Here is a 24,791-nt window from a genome sequence, read left to right as displayed (position 1 = left end):
TCCTTTCCGCAGGCTCGCCTATAAGGTGCGTCCGCCCGCGCCCCAGGGCGGCCAGAGGAGCTTGACCCAGCATGATCGACCCCAAAACCGCCAAGCGGGGCCTTGCGCTGGTTTTCACCACGCTGCTGCTCGATATCATCGGTTTCGGCATGATCATGCCGGTGCTCCCTGCCTTTCTCAGGGAACTGACCGGCGTCGGCATCAGCGAAGCGGCGATCGAGGGCGGCTGGCTGTTCTTCGTCTATGCGGCCATGCAGTTCTTCTTCGCGCCCATCATGGGCGGTCTGAGCGACCGGTTCGGGCGGCGGCCGATCCTGCTCGCCTCGGTGCTGACCTTCTCCATCGACAATTTGATCTGCGCCATCGCCTGGTCCTATCCGATGCTGTTCATCGGTCGCGTCCTGGCCGGCATTTCGGGCGCCAGCTATTCGACGACGTCGGCCTTCATCGCCGATATTTCGAACGACGAGAACCGGGCGAAGAATTTCGGCCTGCTCGGCATCGCCTTCGGCGTCGGCTTCGTCATCGGGCCGGTGCTAGGCGGATTGCTCGGCACGTTCGGACCGCGCGTGCCGTTCTTTTTCGCCGCCGGGCTCGCATTCGTGAACTTCCTCATCGCAATGTTCTTCCTGCCTGAAACGCTCGATGAAAAGCACCGCCGCCGCTTCGAGTGGAAACGCGCCAACCCGGTCGGCACGCTTCTGCAGATGCGCCAATATCAGGGCATCGGCTGGATTGGGCTGGTCTTCTTCCTGATGACGCTCGGCCACATGATGTATCCGGCGGTGTGGTCGTTCGTCTCCAACTACCGCTACGGCTGGAGCGAGCAGCAGATAGGCTTCTCGCTCGGCGCTTTCGGCCTGTGCGGCGCCATCATCATGGGCACGGTGCTGCCGCGCGTCATCCCAAGGCTCGGCGAGTGGAGGACTGCGGTCATCGGCCTGACGTTCACCGCGGCCAGCGCCTTCGGCTATGCCTTCGCCTCGCAAGGCTGGATGGTCTACGCGGTGATCGTCGCCGGCTGCCTGGAAGCGCTGGCCGATCCGCCGCTGAGAAGCCTCGCCGCAGCCAAGGTTCCCCCTTCGGCGCAAGGCGAATTGCAAGGCGCGATGACCTCGATCTTTTCGATCACATCGATCATCACGCCGCTGCTCTATACCGCTATCTTTTCCTGGTTCACCGGCCCCAGCGCGCCCGTCACCTTCGGTGGCGCGCCCTATCTGGTCGGTGCATGCTTCCTGGTGCTGGCGGTCATCGTCTTCGTCACCAAGGTGGCTAGGCCGGCGACGGTCATGACTGTCACGAACAATGTCGTGGAAGATGGAGCCCAGCTATGAGCCGGAGGCAAGTGAGGCCGGTGGCGTGAGGTCGAGGGATTTGCGATGCGGGACCATGGGCGTTTGCACTGCCCCTCATTGTCGTGGCGGACATTTTTTTGCTCGTATGGTGACGGGGAGAAAGACGCAGTCATCGCCGCTTTCGCAAATCGTCAACGGTGGAAGAAGAGCGCTGAGATTGCGGCAAGCTCACTTCCGATGAGGGGCGGCGCGACGCCTCTCAGGCCCTTTCCACCAGCAATTCCTCGCCGCGCTTTTGCCGGATGAGGTTGACGAAGCGGCGGAACAGATAGTGCGAATCCTGCGGGCCGGGGGAGGCCTCGGGGTGATGCTGGACCGAGAACACCGGGCGGCCGGTGAGCGCGATGCCGCAATTCGAGCCGTCGAACAGCGAGACATGGGTTTCCTCGACACCCGCGGGCAGGGAGTCGGCATCGACGGCAAAGCCGTGGTTCATCGAGACGATCTCGACCTTGCCGGTGGTGTGATCCTTGACCGGATGGTTGGCGCCGTGATGGCCCTGATGCATCTTGGCGGTCTTGCCGCCCAGCGCCAGCGCCAGCATCTGGTGGCCGAGGCAGATGCCGAACACCGGAATGTCGGTCTTGAGCAGGTCCTGGATGACAGGCACGGCATAGTCGCCGGTGGCTTCCGGGTCGCCGGGGCCGTTGGAGAGGAAAATGCCGTCGGGCCGCATGGCGAGGATTTCTTCGGCACCAGTCTTGGCCGGAACCACGGTCACCTTGGCGCCGAGACCGGCCAGCAGCCGCAATATGTTGCGCTTGACGCCGTAGTCGATGGCGACGACGTGCAGCGACGGATCGGCCTGTTCGCCAAAGCCTTCGTTCCACACCCAAGGCGTCTCGCGCCAGACAGAAGACTGCCCCGATGTGACCTCCTTGGCGAGATCGAGCCCGATCAGGCCCGACCACGCGGCGGCACGCCGCTTCAAATCGTCGAGGTCGAAGACGCCGTCGGGCGCGTGCGCGATGACGGCATTGGGCATGCCCTTTTCGCGGATCAGCGCGGTGAGCGCGCGGGTGTCGATGCCCGAGAGCGCGACGATGCCGCGTCTCTTCAGCCACTGGTCGAGATGGCCGGCGGCGCGATAGTTGGACGGGTTGGTGACATCGGCCTTGAACACGGCGCCGACGGCGCCGGCGCGGGCGGCTGGGTTGAGGTCTTCGATGTCCTCGCCATTGGTGCCGATATTGCCGATATGCGGGAAGGTGAAGGTGACGATCTGGCCGGCATAGGAGGGGTCGGTGAGGATTTCCTGGTACCCGGTAAGTGCCGTGTTGAAGCAAACCTCGGCGACCGCCGAGCCGGTGGCGCCGAGGCCGCGACCCTCGATGACGGTGCCGTCAGCCAGCACCAGAAGGGCGGTCGGCTTTTCGGTGGCCCAAGGTGGGGTCAGCGCGGGCGTCATCTCGGCCATGGCGGCACTCCTATCAAGCCGCGCGCTTCCATAGCCCTGCGGGCGTTGGCGCGGCAAACGGCGCGAAGCGGCGAATTCGCGGCCTCCACGCACCCAAGCTTCAGTTCGTGCAAGGCCCAGTACATAGGGGAAGGGGACAGGGCGGTCAATGATCATGCGAAATGCGGCCGCGATTTATTTCATCAAGCAATATCAGAGGCTTGATCCACAATATCTGGTTTGCGTTGGCCTGTCCCCGGCGCTATTGTCCGCGCCGACCGAAGGAGAGAGAGCAATGCGCGCGAAAATCGCCGAATCCCTGAAGACCGCGATGAAGGCGCAGGACAAGCACCGGCTGCCGGCACTGCGGCTGATCCAGGCCGCCATCCACGACCGCGACATCGCCAATCGCGGTGCCGGCAAGGAACCCGCCAGCGACGAGGAAATCCTGCAGATCCTGGCCAAGATGGTGAAGCAGCGCGAGGAATCGGCCAAGGCGTTCGAAGACGGCAAACGCCCGGAACTGGCGGCGCAGGAACGCGGCGAGATGGAGATCATCCGCGGCTTCCTGCCGACGCAGCTTGACGATGCGGCGGTCACGGCGGCGGCGCGCGAGGCGATAGCGGCGACCGGTGCGGCCAGCCAGAAGGACATGGGCAAGGTGATCGCGGCGCTGAAGCAGAAATATGCCGGCCAGATGGATTTCGGCAAGGCCAGCGGCATCGTCAAGGGGTTGTTGCAGTAGGGCTTTTACCCTCGCGTCGTCGGCTTCCAACACGGCCCACTCGACGTCAAGCGGAGGCTTGCTGTTAGACCGGAGGCTCCAACGCGCGGCGCAATGCCGGTGCTTCCTGCTGGATATGGTCCCACAAGCGATTGGCGATCGGCCCGTGCGGCCGGTCGCGGCGGCGCGCCACCACCAATTCGTCGGTGCGGCCCGGCAGATGACTGCCGGCTATGGATAATAGGCGGCCGTCGCGCAGCTCTTCCGCGATCAGGAAGTGAGGCAGGTGGCCCCAGCCGAGCCCTTGCAGGATGATTTCCTTCTTCATGGCCTGATCGGGGACCAGGCATTGCGGCGCCTCCTCGACCACGAAGTAGTCCTGTCGCGGCGAATGCGTCGCGGTGTCGCGCATCACGCACTGGGTGAATGCCTGCATCTTCTCCAGCGTGATCGGTTGTTCGACGCGCTCCGGCAGAAAGCCCGGCGCAACGACGGGAATGAACGACACCTTGCTGAGATCGATCCATTCAACCCGTACGTCGCCCTTGTCGATCCAGTGCAGGATGAGATCGGTTTTGTCGTCAAAAAGGCGCTCCCACGGGCCGCCGACGGCTTCGAAATGGAGATGCAGCCGCGTGCCGGGGTACTGGGAGAAGAACCGTCCGAGCATGCCTAGCATTTGCGGACGCGGGCAGAGGTCGCCGATCACGACGTGGATATCGCTTTCCTCGCCCATCGACAGCTGGGCGGCGTGGACGTGCAGGCCTTCCATTTCGCGCAGCAGCGATTGCGCCCGTCGATGGAACGACCGGCCCGCTTCGGTCGCCCGCACGCGATAGCCACCGCGATCCAGGAGGACGAGATCGAGCTGTCGTTCGAGCCTGGCGACGGCGGCGAACACCGCCGGATGCGAGCGATGGAGCAGGGCCGCGGCCGGCTGAAAGCCGCCGCTGCGGATCACCGCATCGAAGCACTGGAGGTCGTGCAAGGTGAATTCGGCCATGTCAGCTTTGGTTACAGAGATTGTTCTATCTTTGTAATATCACCAAATCCCGGCCACAGCTACGCTTTGCCTCATTCAACGTTCCAAAAGGATCTTATCATGAATGAGCTGAATTACGTGACCGTCGGCGACGGCACGCGCATCGCCTACCGCCTCGATGGTGACGCCGGGCAACCGGTGCTGGTGCTTTCGAACTCCATCGCCACGACGCTGCACATGTGGGATGGCCAGGTCGGCGAACTGTCCAGGCATTTCCGCGTTCTGCGCTACGACTTTCGCGGCCATGGCGGATCGAGCGTGCCAGTCGGCGCCTATTCGCTGGACCGGCTTGGCCGCGACGTGATCGAACTCATCGATGCGCTCGGCCTTGGCCGGGTGCATTTCCTCGGTCTGTCGCTGGGCGGTTTCGTTGGGCAGTGGCTCGGCATCCACGCGCCCGAACGGGTCGACCGGCTGATCCTGAGCAACACTTCATCTCACCTCTCCCCGGCAAGCTATTTCGACGAGCGGATCGCCGTCGTCCGGCAGGCGCCGGACATGTCGGAAACCGCCGAAGTGTTCCTCAACAACTGGTTCCCGGCCGACATGGTGGCGGCCAACGAACCCGTCATCGAGAAATTCCGCGCCATGTTGCTTGCGATCGACCGGCAAGGCCTCGCCGGCCTGTTCGCGGCGGTTCGCGATGCCGACCTTCGGCGCACCGTCGCGTTGATCCCGAGGCCGACGCTGGTGATCGCCGGCCAGCACGACACCGTGACGGCGGCGAGCCATAGTGAGTTGATCGCGACCGCGGTGCCCGGCGCGAAGCTTGTCGTGCTTCCCGCGGTTCACCTGTCGAACGTGGAATACCCCACCGAGTTCATGCAGGCCGTGCTCGATTTCCTGCACTGAGCCGGAGCAGGGTGCCGTGGGTCCATCTCACGGCTCCTTGCACATCGGCAGCGGCTGCGGCGGCGCCGCCGGATGGTCCTTCTTGTACTGGTCAATGACCGGCTCGAGGGTTGTTCGCGGCCAGAATTTCGGCGTGCCGATTTCCTTCAGGCAGGATGCGTTCCAGTAGGTGCCTGAACGGGAATGGCCGTTTGCCACGGCGGCGATGTCGCGCGATTCCGGATAGATATAGAGCGTGGTCGGGTTGTCCTTCACCATCGAGATGAGCTGCCTTGCATCGGCCGGCGACCAGCTGGTGCACCCATTGCTGCGGCCGCCGGCATAATCCACCAGCTTGCCGAACGGCACGAAGCCGTCATGGTCGGCATAGGAACTGCTCGGGCTCTTGCGCAGGCACATGCCCCGCAGCACCTGCGCCGCGTGGCCGCCGATCACGCGCTGCCTTGCATTGGCGGCTTCGCCTTCGCCGTCGAACTGGATGAAGGTGCGCTGGAAAGCCACGTCCTGTTTGGCGCCGATGCGATAATAGCCCTTGAACGAGGTTTTCGCCTCGCGGGTCATGTAGGGACCGCCGGCGGTCAGTTCCGAATCCATGGCATTGCCGAAATTCCTGGCGCAGCGCCTGCCATTGGAGAAGTCCACCGTGCCTTTCAGGTTGCGGCCGCCGCCGTGGCCAGACGAAATCGCGCGAAACGACTGGCTGGCTTCGCATATGACATAGTAGCGGCGCCCGAGCACGCCATTGCCCAAATCGCCGGGACGGGTGGCGTCCATGGCGAAGTAGCAGGGGTTCCGGACGACGCCCTGCGCGACCTTTTTCAGGTAAAGCGCGCGCGCCCGCTCCAGCACCACATGTGAGATCTGGCCATCGCCATCGCCGACATGGGCGTCCAGCCAGGCCGGAATGGCCGATGGCGCGGCAAAGGACCGGGCCGATGCCATCAAGGCCATGACGGCGACGAGGAGACCTCGGAACGTAACGACGCCCAACGGGACAGATCTCAACCGCACCGGACCCATTCTCCTGTCGAAGCCGTTTGTGATCCCCGCGGAATCACCCGAGGGCGATCATAAAACGCGGCGCGCCATCAGGCGAAACACATCTTGTTTAGCGCACCGGCAAGTAGGCGCGAAAAGACCAGGCCAACGCGCAACCATCCATAAGCGGCCATGCCGGGTCAAGGCTTGCGGCGGGAGCCTCCATATCTACGAACGCCCGATTTTCGAGCCGGCGCGATTGGGCTATGATCTGATTCTGGCGCGGCCCACGCCTCCTCCCTCCGCCGGGAAAGCATCGTTCATGCGGGGCCATCCAATCACCGCACCGACTGTTCGAGCACCAGGCATAAGGACGGGTTGCAAAGACTGCTCGCACCAGGAGGTTTTGCGATGAGGCTGTCTTGGCCCGTCTATCATCTGAAGCGTCAAGCCAGGCTGTTGTCCCGCGCGGTGAAAATCCCGCTCCACCAGGCGCTCGATCGTATTGCGGCACAAGAAGGTTTTGCGAGCTGGAGCCTGCTTGCGGCGAAGGTCGCGAAAACCGGACCCGCCGCCAGCTTGTTTGCACAACTTGCGCCCGGCGACCTCTTGCTGGTCGGCGCTCGGCCGGGCCAGGGCAAGACACTGATGAGCCTGGAACTGGCGGTCGAAGCCATGAGGCGCGGCCGGCGCAGCGTGTTCTTCACGCTGGAATATACGCAGGCGGACATTCTCGACCGCTTCCGCGCGATCGGGGTCGAGCCACGGCAATTCGAAGGTCGGTTCGAATTCGACAATTCCGATGTCATCTCGGCCGACTACATGGTGGCGCGGCTAGCCCAGGCCGGGGCCGGCACGCTGGTGGTGATCGACTACCTGCAATTGCTCGACCAGAAGCGGGAAAATCCGGATCTGATGATCCAGATACGCAGGCTACGATCATTCGCGCGCGACAGGGGGCTTATCCTGGTCTTCATCGCGCAGGTCGACCGTTCGTACGAATTGTCGAAAAAACCGGTCCCCGATATCGGCGATATCAGGCTGCCCAATCCGCTCGACCTGTCGCTGTTCAGCAAGACCTGCTTCCTGAACAAGGGGGAGATCCATTTCCAGGCGGCTTGAGGACCCTGCTGTCCAAGGCTATGCCTGCCGCGTTTTTCAGGAGGCATCGATCATGGTCGAGATCGTCAAACCGGCGCTTGAACATCTGCCGAGCTACAAGGCGGCGCTCGAACGCGGCTGGTCGCCGGACAATGTGCGGCTCCTGGAAGCGACGCGCGAGCAGCTTGCGGCAATAGAGGAAGACCCGGTGGCGTTCCTGGCCAGCCTCGATGATCCCGAGGCCAAGGGGCCGCCCATCGCCTTGCCCGACGGGACACAGGTGCCACGTTTGCCGGGTTTCCGCCGCTGGATATGGGACGGCGAGGCGGCGGGCTCGATAGGCTTTCGCTGGCAGAAGGGCACGGCGGAACTGCCTTCGCACGTGCTTGGGCATATCGGCTACGCCGTCGTGCCCTGGAAGCGGCAGCGCGGCTACGCCACCGAAGCGTTGCGGCTGATGCTGGACGAGGCGAGGGCGGTCGGCCTGCCCCATGTCGAGATCACCGCCAAGCCCGGCAATCCGGCTTCGCACAAGGTGATCCTGGCCAATGGCGGCAAACTCGTCGAGCGCTTCTTCGAGGACGCCGCCTATGGCGGGGTGGAGAGCCTGCGGTTCCGGATCGATTTGTAAGAGGCCGTTTGGAAACTCCACGCCGGCGGCCATCTGATGGCGTTTTCCGCGCCTATCGCCTTTCGGGCTGGTCGCGCAGCCAGTCGGCCCGACGGTCTTGCCGAAGCCGGTGATGACATGGTTCGCAGCCGTCACCTTGCTGCGGAAGAGGTTTCCGCCATGCGGCAGGATCGCGGTCACGCCGGTGTTGATGTCGCCGTCGCGCAACGTGCAGTGACCGCCGCACGCCAGGCACATCGGTGATCGCGTTTTACGTGCCCGCCGGCAAGGTGCCGCAGGTCAGGCCGAAATCGGCGATTGTCGTTGCCATGTTATCCGGCGGCCGCCGGTACCGGCGGGCTGATGTCGCTGCGCCGTTCCCAGAAATGGGAGATGACAGCCACAATGACAGCGACGACCATCGCAAAGGCGCCAACAAGCGATAGGCTGCGATAGCCGTAGCCGGCATTGAGCATGGCGGCGCCCAGCGACGCGGCCAGCGCGATGCCGATATTGAAGCCGGACGGGATGAGCGAGGCGGCGAGGTTTGAGGCGTCGGCCGTCCAGGCCAGGATGCGGGTCTGGATCGGTGTGCCGATGGCGAAGTTGAGGCCGCCCCAGACGATGATCGCGACGACCATCGGCACGGGATAGGGGCTGACGGCATAGATGATGGCCAGCGTCACCGCCTGCAGGGCAAGCATGGTGATCAGCGACGGCATCAGTTTCCAGTCGGACAGTTTGCCGCCCAGGAAGACGCCAAGCGTGGCGCCGACGCCGTTGAGCAGCAGCACCCAGGGCACCAGGTTTTCATCGAGCCCGGTGACCTCCAGCAGCGTCGGGGTGATGTAGGTGAACAGGCAGAACTGGCCGAGCATCAGCATCAGCATCAGGATCAAGGAAGTCCAGACCTGCTGGCGCGCGAGGACGCGGACTTCGCTGGCAAGGCTCGCCGCCCTGGCCTGATATCCGGTGGTGCGCGGCAGCAAGGCCGCGATGGCGAGCGTTGCCGCCACGCCCAGCGCGCACATCACCCAGAAGGTCGCGCGCCAGCCCCAGATGTTGCCGATGGCGGTGCCGGCCGGCACGCCGATGACGTTGGAGACGGTGAGCCCCGACAGGATGACGGCGACCGCCATGCCGCGCTGATCCTCGCGCACAAGGCCGACGGCGACCACCATGGCGACGCCGAAATAGGCGCCATGCGCGACAGCCACGGCAATGCGCAGCAACAGCATCGAGGTGAAGTCGGGTGCCAGCGCGCAGGCCGCCTGGCCGAGGGTGAAGATGACGGCCAGGCCAAGCAGCAAGGTCTTGCGCGACAGGCTCTTGGTGGCGAGCGCCAGCAGCGGCCCGCCGATGGCGATGCCGCAGGCATAGCCGGAGACGAGGTAGCCGGCGGAAGGAACAGAAACGCCTAGCCCCTGCGCCACCTGCGGCAGCACCCCGGCGATGACGAATTCGGTGGTGCCGAAAGCGAAGGCGGCGATGAACAGGGCGATGAGCGGCAGCGACATGAAAAGGAACCCCCGAATGCAGGGCTCAAACCATGGATGGCCGTAGCAGGCAATCCAGAAATTTTTGTCGCCGGTTTAGGTTTTCTTGACGGGACCGATCGATCGCAAGCCCATCAGGTCACGGACTTGCGTCCGTAACGGATCTTCAGCCATGCACGCTCATGAAAATAATAGAGCAGCGACTTGGTGAAGACCTCCGTCACCCCGATCGCGGCCGCAAGCTTGATGCTTCCGGTCACCACCAGCGAGATGATCATCGTATCGATAGTGCCGGTCACGCGCCAGGAAAGCGCCTTGGCGAAACTGCGCGAATGGGTATCCATCGATTTCCTCCCGGTGGAAACGGATGCTTAGCCGACGGATGGCTGGATAAGCAAAGGCTAGGTTCGGCGCTCTTTCCCGAATGATGGAAGCGTGTTCCAAATCGGTGCGATTGCGGGAAACTTCCGCCGGTCAGCTCGCCTTCAGCCGTGATCCCGTGAGCAGGCCGCGCTCTTCCAGAACCGGGTAGGCCATCGAGGCCAGCAGCGAGTTGATCTGCTTCAGGTCGCGGATGGTGTCGAGGTGGATCGAGCTGGTTTCGACGCTTTTGGCGGTGCCTTCGCGCAACCGCATAAAATGGCTGGCGCTGGTTTCCTTCTCGCGGTCGCGCAGCCGGTCTTTTTCCAGCACGAGTTGGCGCGCGGTCTCGGGATCGCGCGAGACCAGGACGTTGAAGGCGAGCCGGGCATTGGCCAACACCGAGCCATGGAAGGCGCACAATTCGCTCCAGCCTTCGTCGGTGAATTCCAACCCGCGGTCGAATTTCTTCTTCACATGCACCAGCATGTTGCGCACGATTATGTCGCCGACCTGCTCGAGCTTGACGCAGGCGCCGATCAGCTCCTGGCAACGCAGCGCCTCGTCTTCGGTCATCGGATTCCTGGTGACCTTGGCGAGGTAGAGCTTTATGGCCGCGTGCCTGCGGTCGACACGGTCGTCCAGGGCCGCCAGCGCCTTGATCTTGTCGGAGTCAGCGCTCTCATAGAGCTCGATGATGCGTTTCAGCATGATCTCGACAGTCTCGCAGACCCGCACCACCTCGCGTGTGGCGTTGGCAAGGGCCTGGCTCGGCACATCGAGCGCGCTTTCGTTGAGCGCGGAAAGCTCGACGACGTCGAGCGCAGCGGCCGGCGCCGCCTTGGTACCGAGCGCCACGATTTTCTCGGACGCACGATAGACGAAACCGGCCAGCGGCAGGCCGGCGAGCAGGATGATCACGTTGAACAGGATGTGAGCGTTGACGATCTGGCTCGCCGCCGTGGCTCCGAGGAAGCCCACATGCGGCCGGAAGATCATGAACAGGATCAGCATGACCAGCGAGCCCAGCCCGCGCATCAGGAGATTGCCGATCGGCACGACGCGAACTTCGGGGCCAGCCGAGCGGGTCAGCATCGGCGCGATGATGGACGAGCCGAGATTAACGCCCAGGATAAGAACGACGCCCAGTTCCGGGCTGATCAGGCCGCGGCCGGCAAGCGTCGCCATCAAGAGAACCGCCGCGATGCTGGACTGGAACAGCCAGGTGATCAGCGCGGCCAGCAGATAGGCGGTGATGGAATCGCTGGAGAAGTAGTTGATGATGACCGGCATGAGCTGGCTGTTGCGCAGCGGCTCCGAGGCCTGGCCGATCATCTCCAGCGACAGGATCAGGAGACCGATGCCGACCAGGATGCGGCCGGTCTGGCGCCAGTCGCGCCGCTCGGTGGCCATGAACATCACCGTGCCGGTGATCAGGCAGAGCGGCACCAGCAAGGTCAGGTCGAAGGTGAGCAGCTTGACCACCAGGGCCGAGCCGATCTCGGCGCCGCGCACGGCCAATTGGCCGGCGGCGCCCGAAACAATGCCGGAACCAGCGAAGGAGCCGACCAGCAAGGTGACCGCGGTGGAGCTCTGCAGTGCGATGGCGAGGCCGGTGCCGGCCAGCACCGCCATGATCGGATTGCGCATGGTGGCGCGCAGGCGATGACGCAGCACGTCGCCATAGGCTCGCTCGACGCCGGTCTTGACCATGCGGGTGGCAAACAGCATCAGCGCCACGGCGCCGGCCAGATGCAGAAGGACGACCGAGCCGCTCACCGCGGCGCCTGCATGCCGGCATGGCGCGCGCGGCGGGCAGCATGGCGACCGGTGGCTAAGGCGAGGGTACGAATCATGGTCATGGCAGCCTTGGAATATAGCCGTAATATTTTAGCCGGATAATAAAAATTTGTCGATTTCAAGGGGTCGCCGCGAGGCGACAGCCAGTGTCGGAAATGGACGGGCCCGCAAATGGTTGCACGAGCTTGAGCCGTCGATCGGCCGGACCTGCGAGGGCGTTGGCGCCGCTCCTTGCGATGATGTTCAGATCTTCGGACTAAGCAGCTGGATTCATTACGTGATTGTAATGCCGGCGTTCAGTTTCGGTTCATCCCCTGGCCGCTATTCCTCTGGCATCGACAACCAAGGAGACTTCCAATGAAACGCATTGTTCTTTCCGCTCTGGCTTTCTCGATGCTGGCCGCCACCTCGCTCACCGGCCAGGCAGCGCCGATGAACGCTCCGGTCGCGCCGCGGTCGAACTACACCAAGGTCGACTGGCAGAAGCCCGGCGGCCACCGGGATATGAAAATGCGTGTCTTCAAGAAGAAGGTCGTGGTGAAGCGGAACAACTGGCGCAATGGCCAGAAATATTTTGGCTGGAGGCAGCACCGGCCGATCCGCGACTATGGCCGCTATGGCCTGCGCCGTCCCGGCCGCGGCCAGGAGTGGATCCGCGTTGGCAACGACTATGTGCTGGTCGGCATCCTCTCCGGCGTCATCTTCGGCGCGTTGGCCGCGCAGTAAGTTCCGACTGGTGTCGGACTGAAAAGAAAGGCGGTCCGCAATGGCCGCCTTTCTATCTGGCCTGTGGAAACCGGGCATGGTCCGCATTAGGGGTCGTCTGAGATCGCGCGCATGATTATATGGTGGGGAAACGAGTTCCCTCAATGCGCTTTCCGCCCGCCTTTCTCGACGAGATCCGCGACCGCGTGCCGATTTCATCGGTTATCGGCCAGCGCGTCGCGTGGGATCGCAAGAAGACCAATGCCTCGCGTGGCGATTATTGGGCGTGCTGCCCGTTTCATGGCGAAAAGAGCCCGTCTTTCCACTGCGAGGACAAGAAGGGGCGTTACCACTGTTTCGGCTGCTCGGTCTCGGGCGACCATTTCAAGTTCCTCACCGAACTCGAGGGATTGAGCTTTCCCGAGGCGGTCGAGAAGATCGCCGACATGGCCGGCGTGCCGATGCCGGTTCGCGATGCGCAGGAAGAGCGGCGCGAGAAGGAACGCGCCAGCCTGACCGATGTCCTGGAAATGGCGACCGTCTTCTTCCAGGAGCGCCTGCAAGGGCCTGAAGGCGCCAAAGCCCGTGCCTATCTGCGCGACCGTGGGCTGACACCGGCGACACAGCAGTCGTTCCGCCTCGGCTTCGCGCCCGACAGCCGCAACGCGCTGAAGGAGCATCTGGCGGCCAAGGGCGTGCCGAAGGCCGATATCGAGGCCTGTGGGCTGGTGCGCCATGGCGACGATATCCCGGTCTCCTATGACTGGTTCCGCGATCGCATCATATTTCCAATCCCGGATTCGCGCGGCAAGATCATCGCCTTCGGGGGCCGCGCGCTGGCGCCCGATGCGCTCGCCAAATACATGAATTCGCCCGACACCGAGCTCTTCCACAAGGGCAATGTGCTCTACAATTTCGCCCGCGCCCGCAAAGCATTGGCGAAAGGCGGTACTGTCATCGCCGTCGAGGGCTACATGGACGTGATTGCGCTGGCGCAGGCCGGCTTCGAGAATGTCGTGGCGCCGCTCGGTACCGCGCTTACCGAAAACCAGCTCGAATTGTTGTGGCGCATGGCGCCGGAGCCGATGCTGTGCTTCGACGGCGACAAGGCCGGGCTGAAGGCGGCATGGCGGGCCGCCGACATGGCGCTTCCGTCAGTACAGGCCGGACGCTCGGCGCGCTTCGCGCTGCTGCCGGAAGGCAAGGATCCCGATGACCTGGTCAAGGCCGAGGGGCCGGACGCCTTCCGCGCCGTGCTGGCCGATGCGCGGCCGCTGGTCGACCTTCTGTGGATGCGTGAGACGGCGGGCGGCGTCTTCGACACGCCGGAGCGGCGGGCGGAATTGGGACAGACGCTGCGGGAACTCAGCAGCCGCATCCGCGACGAAAGCACGCGCTACCACTACCAGCAGGAAATGCGCGAGCGGGTGCTGAGCTTCTTCGGCTCCCAGCGCAATGCGCGCCAAGGCCGCCAGGACTGGAAACCGGGCCAGGGCAAGGCAGCCGCACCCGGTGGCCAATTCGCCAAGCCTGGCGGCGGCCGCATGGCGATCACCGAAAGCCTCGGCCAGTCGGCGCTGGTCAAGCGCGGCAGCGAAGGGATGTCGGTGCGCGAGGCGACGATCATCGTCGCATTGATCAACCATCCGGCGCTGATCGACGAGAACTTCGCTCATGTCGAGTTCCTCGATCTCGCCAATTCCGATCTGACCCGGCTGCATGCCGCCATCCTCGACGCGATGGCGCATGACATGGCCAACGACCGCCACGCCGTGGTGGCGACGATCGAGCGCGCCGGCTGCGCCGAGATCTGGGAGCGCGCCGTCGGACTGATCAAGCGGGCGCGGCAATGGCCGGCGCTGGAGACGGCGGCGCTCGAGGACGCCCGCGACGCCCTGAACCAGGCGTTGCACTTGCAGCGCAGCGCGCGCACCTTACATAAGGAGCTGAAACAGGCGGAAGCGGCGCTCGAGGCGGATCCTTCGGACGAAAATTTCCGCCATCTGATCGAAATTCAGGCGCAGTTTCAGGATGTACAAGCGACGGAAGCGCTGATCGAAGGATTTGGCGTTTCGTCGGGCAGGGCTGGGCGAGCCTAAGCGCAGCTGAGTGCAGGAATGAAGGCGTGGCCGCGCTTCCCTTGGGGGCGCGGTGCGCTAAGTCGGGTAATTGATTCGCTTTTTTCATGCGAATCATGCCAGAGGCGCTTGACCTTCGGACAGAATGACGGAATCAGGACGATTCGAAACGTTAACCCGCACCCGCGTCGACGGGAAACAAGCGATGCAAGGTAACTTGGTCACTGGACAGGCGGCCCGCCTGCCACAGATATCAGGGTTAATCTGGACTTAATGTATGCCGCCCAAGAGTGAAACCCGGTTTTGGGGAACGGCATGCACCAAACAAAAGAGTGGATGCAGTTTGTGGGCCGGGTAAGGCGCGTTTAGAAAACGGGCGTATCCGATTTGACTGGTCCGACAGCTTACGCGGCCCCGATGGCCGGCCGCTAGGAGAAGAAAAAGACTATGGCGACAAAGGAAAAGGAAGAGGTCGAGACCGAACGCGAAGGCGCCACCGATGGGCCTCTGCTCGACCTTTCCGATGATGCTGTCAAGAAGATGATCAAGGCCGCCAAGAAGCGCGGCTATGTCACCATGGACGAGCTGAATTCGGTGCTGCCTTCCGAGGAAGTGACCTCCGAGCAGATCGAGGACACAATGGCGATGCTGTCCGACATGGGCATCAACGTCGTCGAGGATGACGAACAGGGCGAAGAGGCCGAGGCTGGCGACACCGCCGCCGATGCCGAGGAAGACGCCAACGAGCTGGCCGAGCAGACCGGCACCGCGGTCGCCGCCACCACCACCAAGAAAGAGCCGACCGACCGCACCGACGATCCGGTGCGCATGTATTTGCGCGAGATGGGCTCGGTCGAGCTTCTGTCGCGCGAAGGCGAAATCGCCATTGCCAAGCGCATCGAGGCCGGGCGTGAGACGATGATCGCGGGCCTGTGTGAAAGCCCGCTGACCTTCCAGGCCATCATCATCTGGCGCGACGAGCTCAACGAATCCAAGATCCTGCTGCGCGAGATAATCGACCTCGAAGCCACCTATGCCGGCCCCGAAGCCAAGCAGGCGCCGGTGGTCGAACGCGTCGAGGAAGCACCCAAGGTCGACGAAAAGTCGCGTCGCGGACGCGACGACGAAGACGACATCACCAATGTCGGCGCCGACACGCGCGGCATCGGCGATGACGACGAGGAAGACGAGGACGAGGCGAGCCTGTCGCTGGCGGCGATGGAAGCGGAACTCCGCCCGCAGGTGATGGAGACGCTCGACGTCATCGCCGACACCTACAAGAAGCTCAGGAAGCTGCAGGACCAGCAGGTCGAGAACCGTCTGGCCGCCGCCGGCACGCTGTCGCCCAGCCAGGACCGCCGGCTGAAGGAGTTGAAGGACCAGCTGATCAAGGCGGTGAAGTCGCTGTCGCTCAACACCGCGCGCATCGAGGCGCTGGTCGAGCAGCTCTACGACATCAACAAGCGCCTGGTCCAGAACGAGGGCAAGCTGTTGCGCCTGGCCGAAAGCTATGGCGTTCGTCGCGAGGAATTCCTCAAGGAATATCAGGGCTCCGAACTCGACCCCAACTGGACGCGCTCGATCGCCAACCTGACCTCGCGCGGCTGGAAGGAATTCACCAAGAACGAGAAGGACGCGATCAAGGAGCTGCGCGCCGAGATCCAGCACCTGGCCACCGAAACGGCGATCTCGATCCTGGAATTCAGGAAAATCGTCAACCAGGTGCAGAAGGGCGAGCGCGAAGCCGCGATCGCCAAGAAGGAAATGGTCGAGGCCAATCTGCGCCTCGTCATCTCGATCGCCAAGAAATACACCAATCGCGGCCTGCAGTTCCTCGACCTGATCCAGGAAGGCAATATCGGCCTGATGAAGGCGGTCGACAAATTCGAATACCGCCGCGGCTACAAGTTCTCGACCTACGCGACATGGTGGATCCGGCAAGCGATCACGCGTTCGATCGCCGACCAGGCGCGCACCATCCGCATCCCGGTGCACATGATCGAGACGATCAACAAGATCGTGCGCACCTCGCGCCAGATGCTGCACGAGATCGGCCGCGAGCCGACGCCGGAGGAACTGGCCGAAAAGCTCGCCATGCCGCTCGAAAAAGTGCGCAAGGTCTTGAAGATCGCCAAGGAGCCGATCTCGCTCGAAACCCCTGTGGGCGACGAGGAGGATTCGCATCTGGGCGATTTCATCGAGGACAAGATGGCGATTCTGCCGATCGATGCGGCGATCCAGGCCAATCTGCGCGAGACCACCACGCGCGTCCTGGCCTCGCTGACCCCGCGCGAGGAGCGCGTATTGCGCATGCGCTTCGGCATCGGCATGAACACCGACCACACGCTGGAAGAGGTCGGCCAGCAGTTCTCGGTCACCCGCGAGCGTATCCGCCAGATCGAAGCCAAGGCGCTGCGCAAGCTCAAGCACCCGAGCCGGAGCCGCAAGCTACGCAGCTTCCTCGATAGCTGAGACCTGCCATTCCTGTTGAAGATCAAGGGCGCTACTGGCGCCCTTTTTCGTGGCGGTATTCGCCCTTGCGGCCCCCGCCGTTAGGGAGGATAATTTCGCGTCGGATGCATTTCTGGGCGACAACCCCGGAAGCCCGCCCCGGTCGAGGCCATGTCGACAAGTCCATGGCTTGAGCGCCGTGCTCCGTGGGCCCCGGAGAGAGGCCTACCATGACGACCTATATCATGCTGATGAACTGGACCGAGCACGGCGCCAAGAATGTGCGCGACTCGCCCAAGCGCCTCGATGCCGCCAAGAAGCAATTGGGCGAGATGGGAGGATCGTTCAAGTCCTTCTATCTGACCATGGGCGAATTCGACATGGTGGCGGTGGTCGAGGCGCCGGACGATGCGGTGCTGGCGCGTTTCGCCCTGATGCTGGCCGCGGGCGGAAGCCTCAAGTCACGGACACTGAAGGCTTTCCCGGAGTTCGCTTACCGCGAGATCGTCTCGTCGCTTGAATGAAGAAAGGCGGCCGGGTTTCTGGAAATCGACTATCAGGTTGCGGCGGGACGCCTTGGAGCAAGACAGGGCGGTTCGCCGTGATAGATTGCGGCCACTCCTGGGAGATCGCGATGAAGAAAGTCTCGATATTGGCCGCCAGCCTTGCCTTGGTGTCGTTGATGCCGATCGACGCCGGTGCCGCCGCGCGAAAATCGGTCGGCATTGCCAACCCCGCCTCGGCCCATTGCGGCGCGATCGGTGGCCGCTTCGCGGTCAGGAAAGACAGGGCCGGTAACGAATACGGGTTTTGCCGGCTGCCCAACGGTCGCCTTTGCGAGGAGTGGGCACTGTTTCGCGACAACAAATGCGTCGGGCCCAAGGCGGCCATGCACGCCAAGTGACTGATGGCAGAACCACGCCGTGCTGACCGTCTGGTACAACACGCGCTGCCCCGTCTGCGATGCCGGCATCGGTCGGCAGAAGCGGCGGCTGATCGAGGCGGTCAAGGCCGGTCGGATCGAATTCCGCGACATCAACCTGGAGCCGGATGCGTTGTCGTCGCATGGCGTCTCGCTGGAGGCCATCCGCCGCCGGTTGCATGCCACCGATGCGGATGGCCGACTGCTGGTCGGTGCGGACGTGGCGATCGCGGTCTGGCTGATAACGCCTGGCGAGGGATGGCTGGCGCGCCTGTTCGGCAATCGGCTCATGCTGCCGCCGACCCGCGCTGCCTACGATCGCTTCGCCGATCTGCTCTACGGCTGGAATCGGCGCAAGGGCCGCTGGTAGTCCATTCACACACCACCCATTCCTGCCGCGCCTGATGGCTCGACGCAACCGATTGGCTAAAGATAGATCGTAAGATATATCTTGACTCATCGCTTGGGTGCGCCTAGTTAAGATATATCGTGAGATAGAACTCAAGGAGCAATCAATGCACAAGCACAATTTTGGGCACAATCATTCCGACCGTCATCATTTCGGCGAGCGCATGTTCATGCACATGGCCGGCAAGTTCGGTGGCAGAGGGGGCGGCGGCTTCGGCCCGTTCGGGGGCAGGGGCGGCGGCGGTCGCGGTGGACCTGGCGACTTCTTTCGCGCCGGGCGCATGCTGGCCGATGGCGACCTCAAGCTGATCACGCTGTCGCTGCTGGCCGAGGCGCCGCGCCACGGCTATGACATCATCAAGGCGCTGGAAGAGCGCACCAGCGGCATCTACAGCCCGAGCCCGGGCGTGGTCTACCCGACGCTGACCTTCCTGGAAGAGGCCGGCTATGCCGTGTCGTCAAGCGAAGGCAACAAGAAGGTGTTCTCGATCACCGAGGCCGGGCAGGCGCATCTGGCCGACAATCGCGAGATGATCGACGGCGTGCTCGATCATCTCGAGCGCTTCGGCCGCAAGATGGCCAAGGCGCGCGACTGGTTCGGCTGGAACGACGACGGCGAGGATCGTCGCGGCGGCCGGGGTGGCCGTGGCGAGCGCTCCGAAACGCGCGACGAATTCCGCGCCATCCGCCACCGGCTACGCGCGGCACTCGGCGAGATCGTCGATGCCCCGGCCGAAAAGCAGGCCGAGGCGATTGCCATTCTGGAAGCCGCCGCCGAAGCGTTGGAAGCGCTGTCGCACCGCTGATCCCGTCGGATGAAACGTACAAAAAAGCCCGGTCTCCCGGGCTTTTTTCGTCAGCAACGCCGCGATGCATCATTCCTTGCCGACATATTCGCTGATCAGCTTCTCGTTGCGGGCCTTCTCGATCTTGGCGGTGGTCTCGGCGGAAATGCGTTCGTCGGTGCGGTACTTGACCAGGTTCACCAAGCTGCCGGTCAAGAGCAGGATGCCCATGGCCCAGTAGCCTTTGGTCGACAGGTCGACCGGTGCCAGCCACAGCGACAGCCCGAGCATGAAATAGGCTGCGCCGACCGAGATAGTGTTGAACATGATGTAGGTCTGATTGGCGTTCATTCAATTTCTCCGTTGCTTCGATGATATTGGATTTGATGGAAGTCAGGTCCGCGAAGGCTGGTTTTCAGTTGATGGTCTTCAGGCGCTCGAGCACGTCCCTGGTGCGCACCTTCACCGCCGGTCCGTGGCCGGCGTCGGCAAGGCGGTCGCGGATCGCATCATGACGAAGCTCGCCGTCGATCTCGTCGAGAATGCCGGCCTCCTCGAAGGGATCGCTGGCTCCCTTTATGCGGGCCAGAAGCTCCTCGGCGTCGTTGAGGCTCGACGAATGGCCGATCGACCTGACTAGGCGTGACTGCGCCTTGCGCTCGGCATCGATGGCCCTGGCCGAGATCATGCCCTGGTTGAGGTCGATGATGCGGCGGTGCGCCCGCTCCACTGAAACGCGCATCCGCAAGGTCTTTTCGCCAAGGCTTTGCACCGTGGCGCGGCGGACCTCGCGTTCATTCTCCAGTTCGGCGATGGCCGCGGCCCCGGTTTCTGCCAGGCCATTGATGCCAGCGGTCAGTGCGCTGACCGTGCGGGTCTCCAGGTCGGCATGGCGGCGGTCGAGCTGGTCGAGGCTAGCCTGTTCGGCACGCTGGCGCACGATCAGGGATGCAAGCGTCTGCTTGGCAGCGGCAAGACCCGCCTCCGCGTCGCGGATGCGCTGCGCCAAAAGGTCGATGGCGAAGCGATCCCTCAGGCCGTCCTCGGCCCGTGCGCTGGCGCCGTCGAGCAGTGTTCTGATCAGGGCAAGCATGGTTCTTCTCCCTTGGACGTTGGGTGAACGATGTTCACTAAGTCAATATAGCACGAAATGAACATTGTTCAAGATTGTTTTGAACGCTGTTCACGATATCCCGGATATGGTAAACGAGCGGGATCGGGTCGGGAAATGGCGGGTCATTTGCAAGGCGCGCTCATCAGAAGGAAAAGCATGGCACTCGACAAGGAAGAGACCGGCGAGCGGGTGCTGGCTATTGCCGAAGCGCTGCTCAACGAAGGCGGCATGGACAATCTGAAGGCCAGGACCATTGCCGAACAGGCGGGCATCTCGGTCGGCTCGGTCTACAACCTGTTTTCCGATCTGGACGGGGTGCACCGCGCCGTCAACATGCGCCTGCTCGACCGATTGGGGGGCGCGGGCGCCGTGGCGATGGCCGAACTTGCCAGGCGCGGCATCACCGACGTGCGCCAACGGTTGATGGCACTGGCCGGCGCTTATGTTCGTTTCGTCGAGGCGCACCCCGGCAGTTGGCCGGCGCTGCTTGCCTTCAACAGACGGCGTCCGGTGCTGACCGAGCCCGATGTCTACGAGGCGCGGCTCGACCAGTTGTTCGAGATCATCGCCAGCGTGCTTGCCGATGGCGGCTTCGATCTCGACGAGGACACGCGCCGGATCGCCGCGCGAACCCTCTGGTCAAGTGTGCATGGCATCGTCACCAGCGGCTATGCGGCGAGGTCCGACCGCCGCCAGGCCGATGAGATCAGCCAGCAGATCGAACTCCTGGTCTCCGTCTTCATCAGGGGACTGGAACGCGGCGGCACATTCGCGCATGCTGGAGGGATAACGTCGTGAATCGCGCGCGAACCGCGATCGCTGGCGACAAGGAGATTTGGGCTATGTCTTTTCTGAAACGTCTTTTCGGCGGCGGCGGTGGGGGCGAAGCGGCCGAGCCTGGAAATGCCGCGCCCGCCAAGCAGGTCGAGCACAAGGGTTTCACGATCAGCGCCACGCCCTACAAGGCTGATGGCCAGTACCAGACCTGCGGCGTCGTCTCCAAGGAGATCGACGGCGTTGTGAAGGAGCACAGGTTCATCCGTGCCGACCGTTTCGCCGGGCTGGACGACGCCGTCGATATCTCGATCAAGAAAGGCATCCAACTCGTCGACGAACAGGGTGAGCGGATCTTCGGCTAGGACAGGCGGTCCCAGCAGCGAGCCTGGGGCGCGCGTAAGAGGACCGAAACCCTCGAGCACCGCGGTCGAAGCGCTCGAGGTCCTTACGTCAGCCGGTTTGCATCCAGACGGGTATTATCCACGCTTCTGGATGACGCCGTAAAGCACGTTGCGGTTCTCGCCGAAGTAGACCTGCGCGTCGACGGCGTTGCGGTCGACGCTGGCGTTGATGATGTTCCACATATCGACCTCCGATCGCAGCAGCAGCACCCAGTCCATGAACGTCTCCCGGTAGCCGGCGTCAGGAGTGCCCTCGGCGTAGTTGGCAAACAGGAAGGTCCCGTTCGGCTTCAGCATCTGCAGGCAGGTCTTGGTGAGTTTCACTGCGACGTTGTGCTGGAGGTAGTCGTAAAGGCCGGAGGCATAGATGAGGTCGAACTTGCCGAGCTTGTGGCCTCTGGTGAGCACGGTGCGCACCGAGCCGTCGATGGCCTCGACCGCGGTGCCCTGGAAGTCGCGCGCGATCAGTCCGACGCTCTGGGGATCCTGGTCGAGCGCGACCCAGCGCTTGAGACCGCCCTCGGCCAAGGCGGCCGAACGGTTCGCCTCGCGCAGATGGCCGGCAGCGATCGCCAGGACTTCGGTTTCGGGTCCGTTCCTGGCCGCGGTCTCGTCGACATAGCGGGTCAGCAGATCGCGGCGCTCGCGTGCCGCGACGCATGACGGAACGTTCTGGGTATGGCTGTAAAGCGCCTTGCCGACCTCCGAAGCGCTTGCGACGCTCTCGGCAACATGCGGGTCGCAATAGATGTAGTCGAGCAACTGCGCGTCGCCGGAATACCCCCTGGGCTTGGTGAAGGACCAATGCGTCAGCGGATCCTCCAGAAAGTACTTCTGGATCGGGTGGTTCTGCGCCACCGGTATCAAGGCCTGCCACACGTCGGGATGGACCTTGGCGCGCAGCGCATTGAGAAGCGAGAGCAGTCGGCGGACGATCTCGGCGGGAAATTTCTGCTGCTCGACCTGTTGCTGTGTAGCGTGGAGGATCAGCGCCAGCTCCGCGCGAGCGGTTTCGAACGCTTCGCCATGATGCTCGGGCTTTCCTCGACGGAGACCACCGGCGATCGCCTCGGCAGTGATAAGGCTCTTGCCATCAAACACGGTTTGCACACCAGGACTCCTTGGTTAACAGTCAGTTAACTTATTGCGTAGAATACTCCATTTGCCAACGGCGGGTCCGGTGCCTTTTACCGATATGATTAATTTCCCGCTAACCATGCCAATTCATTGGAGTTTTTAAGGACGGGATTCCGGGTTCGAGTTAACGGAAACTTGTCCTGCGTCATTGCATTTGATCGCGCGGCAAACGTGTCGCGCCCAAGGAGTCGGTCTGCGTTGGGGGCAGAAGCTGGAAAAGAGTTCGGAACGCGAAATGCCCTTCAACCGGGATTTGTCGTGAACGAACGCGCGTCATCCACAGTGGCCGATGCGGTGACTGCGGAACCGCACGATCCGCGTCAGGAGCTGGGGGCGGCCGAACTTCGAACGCTCTACCGCACGGAAGCCCAGGCGAAGCGAAGGAAGGAAGCCAGGCCAGGCCTCTGGATCGCCGTCGCCATCTACGTCTTGTTTTCGGTATCGGATCTGCTGCTGATACCCGATGTGGCCGCCTTTACGATCACGGCCCGCTTCGCTGTCGGACTGACCGCACTGTTGGTGCTGGAAGCACAGCTTCGCAAGGGAGCCGCCACCGACTGGCTTGACGTAACTTGCGCCGCGGCCATCATCTTTGGCTATATCGGCTGGCTTTACCCCGCTTCCATGGGCGCGAACAAGGAAAGCGTCGCCTATTATATGGTCTTCGGCACCATTTTCATGATGAGTGCCAATCTCTTTTTTACATTCCGCTTCAAGGTCTCGATCATAACGTCGACGATAATTTTGTGCATCTTGTATGTGGTGAATTACTTTTTACCCGCTACGCTGATATACAAAATGGTATTCGGCACCTTCTATGTTTCGTGCTTCACATTCACGTCCTATGTGAACTGGAAGCTGAACGAAGAGCGCTACAACGTCTTCCTGAACGCGCTGGAAGCCAAGATCCAGCACAAGGAGGCGACCGAGCGCGGCAAGGCCCTGCTCAGGCTGTCGCGCACGGATCCGCTGACAGGGCTGGAGAACCGGCGCGCGATCGACGAAAAACTGCGCGACTATTGGAATGACTGGCAAAAGCTTGGTCACGGTTTCGCGGCGATCCTCATCGACGTCGACTTCTTCAAGAAGTTCAACGATTGCTATGGCCATCAGGAAGGCGACCGTTGCCTGATCCAGGTCGCCGATGCGCTCAGCGACCTGATCAAGCAACATGATGGCTCCATCGGCCGCTACGGCGGCGAGGAATTCATCGTCCTGGCCCGCATGGACAAGAAGGGCGAGGTCTCGGATCTGGCGGAAGCCATTTGCCGCACGATCGAGAACCTGGCGATCGCGCACGAGTTGCGCCGGGATGGCATCTCGATCGTGACGGCGAGCGTCGGCGCGGCGTTCACCAGAAAGCAGACCGCCGCCAAGCTGGAGAAGATCATCCACGAGGCCGATCGAGCGCTCTATCTTGCAAAGGCCAGCGGCCGAAACTGTGCCCGGCTGTTCGATCCGACCGATCCCCAGAGCAGCGACGAGAGCGAGAACCTGGCGGCCTTGCTGAAGATCGCCATTGGCCAGGACCTGGTTTCGCTCGTCTACCAACCGATACAGAACGTCGCGTCGGGTGGGGTCGAGGCCGTGGAGGCGCTGATGCGCCTCAAGATGCTCGACGGCACCCTGGTTCCGCCGAGCCTGTTCATTCCCGTCGCGGAGCGAACCGGCGCCATCCTCGAGCTCGGGCGCTGGGCAATAAGGACGGTGTGCGCCGAACTCCTGGCGCAGGATCACGTGCGCGTCGTCAGCGTCAACGTCTCGCCGATCCAGCTCAAGACGCCGGGCTTCGCGACGTCGGTCGCGACCATTCTGGGCGAGACCGGCGTAACCGGAAACAGGCTGGCCTTCGAGATCACCGAGGGGCTGGAGATGGAGATGCACTCCGACATCCTGCGCTGCATCAGCGACCTGAAACTGCTCGGGATCAAGATCTGGCTCGATGATTTCGGGACGGGCTTCGCCGGCCTTTCATGGCTTCGTCTCATCGAGTTCGATACGGTCAAGATAGACCGCTCCTTCCTTCACGACTGCGGCACTCCCAAGGGCATGGCAATGCTGCAGGACATCATTGCGCTGGTCAGAAATCGCGGCCACAAGATCCTGGTCGAAGGGGTGGAGACCGAAGAGCAGATGGTCCTCATGCGCCAATTCGGCATAGACCAGGTCCAGGGCTTTCACGTCGGCCGTCCCGCTCCGGCCGCGAATTTCCAGACCAAGCGGGCCGTTCAAAAGCGGCCGTTCACGGTTCTCAAGTCTGCGTAAAGGCGCTGGCTTGACCGGCCATTGGCCCGTC

The 24,791-nt window shown here is 62.9% G+C and carries 24 protein-coding genes and 1 pseudogene; 15 read left to right on the top strand and 10 right to left on the bottom strand.

The window, feature by feature from the left end; translation table 11 throughout:
* Window positions 1-71: 71 nt before the first annotated feature.
* Window positions 72-1,337, top strand: coding sequence for a TCR/Tet family MFS transporter (locus ACVWWD_RS00445; RefSeq protein WP_352546460.1), 1,266 nt, complete (start codon window positions 72-74; stop codon window positions 1,335-1,337).
* A gap of 220 nt (window positions 1,338-1,557) precedes the next feature.
* Here the strand turns inward: ACVWWD_RS00445 and carA are convergent, their stop codons facing one another.
* The gene (gene carA, locus ACVWWD_RS00440; RefSeq protein ID WP_031251996.1) at window positions 1,558-2,775 is read right to left on the bottom strand and encodes a glutamine-hydrolyzing carbamoyl-phosphate synthase small subunit; all 1,218 of its coding nucleotides are present in this window, start codon (window positions 2,773-2,775) and stop codon (window positions 1,558-1,560) included.
* A 274-nt stretch (window positions 2,776-3,049) separates the two neighbouring features.
* Here carA and ACVWWD_RS00435 point away from each other — a divergent pair, with 274 nt between their 5' ends.
* Window positions 3,050-3,499 (top strand): GatB/YqeY domain-containing protein, encoded by a 450-nt coding sequence (locus tag ACVWWD_RS00435; protein WP_352546462.1) that lies wholly within the window; start codon window positions 3,050-3,052, stop codon window positions 3,497-3,499.
* A gap of 64 nt (window positions 3,500-3,563) precedes the next feature.
* On the opposite strand, the gene ACVWWD_RS00430 is transcribed toward ACVWWD_RS00435, so the two are convergent.
* Window positions 3,564-4,481, bottom strand: a complete 918-nt coding sequence (locus ACVWWD_RS00430; RefSeq protein ID WP_352546463.1) for a LysR family transcriptional regulator — start codon at window positions 4,479-4,481, stop codon at window positions 3,564-3,566.
* 99 nt (window positions 4,482-4,580) lie between these two features.
* On the opposite strand from ACVWWD_RS00430, the gene ACVWWD_RS00425 reads away from it, so the two are divergent.
* Window positions 4,581-5,372, top strand: a complete 792-nt coding sequence (locus tag ACVWWD_RS00425; RefSeq protein WP_023794237.1) for an alpha/beta fold hydrolase — start codon at window positions 4,581-4,583, stop codon at window positions 5,370-5,372.
* A 27-nt stretch (window positions 5,373-5,399) separates the two neighbouring features.
* On the opposite strand, the gene ACVWWD_RS00420 is transcribed toward ACVWWD_RS00425, so the two are convergent.
* The gene (locus ACVWWD_RS00420) at window positions 5,400-6,383 is read right to left on the bottom strand and encodes a hypothetical protein (RefSeq protein ID WP_457102858.1); all 984 of its coding nucleotides are present in this window, start codon (window positions 6,381-6,383) and stop codon (window positions 5,400-5,402) included.
* Window positions 6,384-6,761: 378 nt separating this feature from the next.
* Here ACVWWD_RS00420 and ACVWWD_RS00415 point away from each other — a divergent pair, with 378 nt between their 5' ends.
* Window positions 6,762-7,472, top strand: coding sequence for a DNA helicase (locus ACVWWD_RS00415; RefSeq protein WP_023770156.1), 711 nt, complete (start codon window positions 6,762-6,764; stop codon window positions 7,470-7,472).
* A gap of 52 nt (window positions 7,473-7,524) precedes the next feature.
* Window positions 7,525-8,082, top strand: coding sequence for a GNAT family N-acetyltransferase (locus ACVWWD_RS00410; RefSeq protein ID WP_352546465.1), 558 nt, complete (start codon window positions 7,525-7,527; stop codon window positions 8,080-8,082).
* A gap of 87 nt (window positions 8,083-8,169) precedes the next feature.
* Here ACVWWD_RS00410 and ACVWWD_RS00405 read toward each other — a convergent pair.
* The 4 genes and pseudogenes from ACVWWD_RS00405 to ACVWWD_RS00390 form a co-directional block, all read right to left on the bottom strand.
* Window positions 8,170-8,326 (bottom strand): annotated as a pseudogene (locus ACVWWD_RS00405) (P1 family peptidase); the annotation flags it as partial.
* Between the two features lie 67 nt (window positions 8,327-8,393).
* Window positions 8,394-9,578 carry an MFS transporter gene (locus ACVWWD_RS00400; protein ID WP_352546466.1) on the bottom strand — a complete coding sequence of 395 codons (1,185 nt, stop codon included), beginning with the start codon at window positions 9,576-9,578 and terminating at the stop codon, window positions 8,394-8,396.
* A 113-nt stretch (window positions 9,579-9,691) separates the two neighbouring features.
* Entirely contained in the window at window positions 9,692-9,901 is a 210-nt protein-coding gene (locus ACVWWD_RS00395; protein ID WP_023770153.1) for a DUF2061 domain-containing protein, read from the bottom strand.
* 130 nt (window positions 9,902-10,031) lie between these two features.
* Entirely contained in the window at window positions 10,032-11,696 is a 1,665-nt protein-coding gene (locus ACVWWD_RS00390; RefSeq protein WP_023781520.1) for a Na/Pi cotransporter family protein, read from the bottom strand.
* A 378-nt stretch (window positions 11,697-12,074) separates the two neighbouring features.
* Here ACVWWD_RS00390 and ACVWWD_RS00385 point away from each other — a divergent pair, with 378 nt between their 5' ends.
* The 7 genes from ACVWWD_RS00385 (at window position 12,075) to ACVWWD_RS00355 (ending at window position 19,087) form a co-directional block, all read left to right on the top strand.
* Window positions 12,075-12,443 carry an RcnB family protein gene (locus ACVWWD_RS00385; protein WP_352546467.1) on the top strand — a complete coding sequence of 123 codons (369 nt, stop codon included), beginning with the start codon at window positions 12,075-12,077 and terminating at the stop codon, window positions 12,441-12,443.
* Between the two features lie 143 nt (window positions 12,444-12,586).
* A complete protein-coding gene (gene dnaG / locus ACVWWD_RS00380; protein WP_352546468.1) occupies window positions 12,587-14,521 on the top strand; it encodes a DNA primase in 1,935 nt (644 codons plus the stop codon).
* Window positions 14,522-14,947: 426 nt separating this feature from the next.
* A complete protein-coding gene (rpoD, locus tag ACVWWD_RS00375; RefSeq protein ID WP_023781522.1) occupies window positions 14,948-16,972 on the top strand; it encodes an RNA polymerase sigma factor RpoD in 2,025 nt (674 codons plus the stop codon).
* Window positions 16,973-17,181: 209 nt separating this feature from the next.
* A complete protein-coding gene (locus ACVWWD_RS00370; protein ID WP_023770149.1) occupies window positions 17,182-17,475 on the top strand; it encodes a GYD domain-containing protein in 294 nt (97 codons plus the stop codon).
* Between the two features lie 110 nt (window positions 17,476-17,585).
* Window positions 17,586-17,855 (top strand): putative hemolysin, encoded by a 270-nt coding sequence (locus tag ACVWWD_RS00365; protein WP_023794255.1) that lies wholly within the window; start codon window positions 17,586-17,588, stop codon window positions 17,853-17,855.
* Between the two features lie 19 nt (window positions 17,856-17,874).
* Window positions 17,875-18,243, top strand: coding sequence for a thiol-disulfide oxidoreductase DCC family protein (locus ACVWWD_RS00360; RefSeq protein ID WP_023770147.1), 369 nt, complete (start codon window positions 17,875-17,877; stop codon window positions 18,241-18,243).
* A gap of 145 nt (window positions 18,244-18,388) precedes the next feature.
* Window positions 18,389-19,087, top strand: coding sequence for a PadR family transcriptional regulator (locus ACVWWD_RS00355; RefSeq protein WP_352546470.1), 699 nt, complete (start codon window positions 18,389-18,391; stop codon window positions 19,085-19,087).
* A 69-nt stretch (window positions 19,088-19,156) separates the two neighbouring features.
* On the opposite strand, the gene ACVWWD_RS00350 is transcribed toward ACVWWD_RS00355, so the two are convergent.
* Together ACVWWD_RS00350 and ACVWWD_RS00345 are read right to left on the bottom strand one after the other, a co-directional pair.
* Window positions 19,157-19,417, bottom strand: a complete 261-nt coding sequence (locus ACVWWD_RS00350; protein ID WP_023770145.1) for a YiaA/YiaB family inner membrane protein — start codon at window positions 19,415-19,417, stop codon at window positions 19,157-19,159.
* A gap of 64 nt (window positions 19,418-19,481) precedes the next feature.
* Complete coding sequence (locus tag ACVWWD_RS00345; RefSeq protein WP_352546471.1) at window positions 19,482-20,159, bottom strand: PspA/IM30 family protein; 678 nt, start codon at window positions 20,157-20,159, stop codon at window positions 19,482-19,484.
* 177 nt (window positions 20,160-20,336) lie between these two features.
* Here ACVWWD_RS00345 and ACVWWD_RS00340 point away from each other — a divergent pair, with 177 nt between their 5' ends.
* Window positions 20,337-20,978, top strand: coding sequence for a TetR/AcrR family transcriptional regulator (locus ACVWWD_RS00340; RefSeq protein WP_023770143.1), 642 nt, complete (start codon window positions 20,337-20,339; stop codon window positions 20,976-20,978).
* Window positions 20,979-21,022: 44 nt separating this feature from the next.
* Window positions 21,023-21,319, top strand: a complete 297-nt coding sequence (locus tag ACVWWD_RS00335) for an HlyU family transcriptional regulator (protein WP_023770142.1) — start codon at window positions 21,023-21,025, stop codon at window positions 21,317-21,319.
* A 114-nt stretch (window positions 21,320-21,433) separates the two neighbouring features.
* Here the strand turns inward: ACVWWD_RS00335 and ACVWWD_RS00330 are convergent, their stop codons facing one another.
* Window positions 21,434-22,468 (bottom strand): class I SAM-dependent methyltransferase, encoded by a 1,035-nt coding sequence (locus ACVWWD_RS00330; RefSeq protein WP_023770141.1) that lies wholly within the window; start codon window positions 22,466-22,468, stop codon window positions 21,434-21,436.
* 285 nt (window positions 22,469-22,753) lie between these two features.
* Here ACVWWD_RS00330 and ACVWWD_RS00325 point away from each other — a divergent pair, with 285 nt between their 5' ends.
* Window positions 22,754-24,760 (top strand): EAL domain-containing protein, encoded by a 2,007-nt coding sequence (locus ACVWWD_RS00325; protein ID WP_032921909.1) that lies wholly within the window; start codon window positions 22,754-22,756, stop codon window positions 24,758-24,760.
* The last annotated feature ends 31 nt before the right edge of the window (window positions 24,761-24,791 follow it).

The organism is Mesorhizobium sp. URHB0026 (assembly GCF_054059755.1).
Note: the sequence above shows the minus strand (reverse complement) of the source record. Positions and strands in the feature narration are given on the sequence as shown.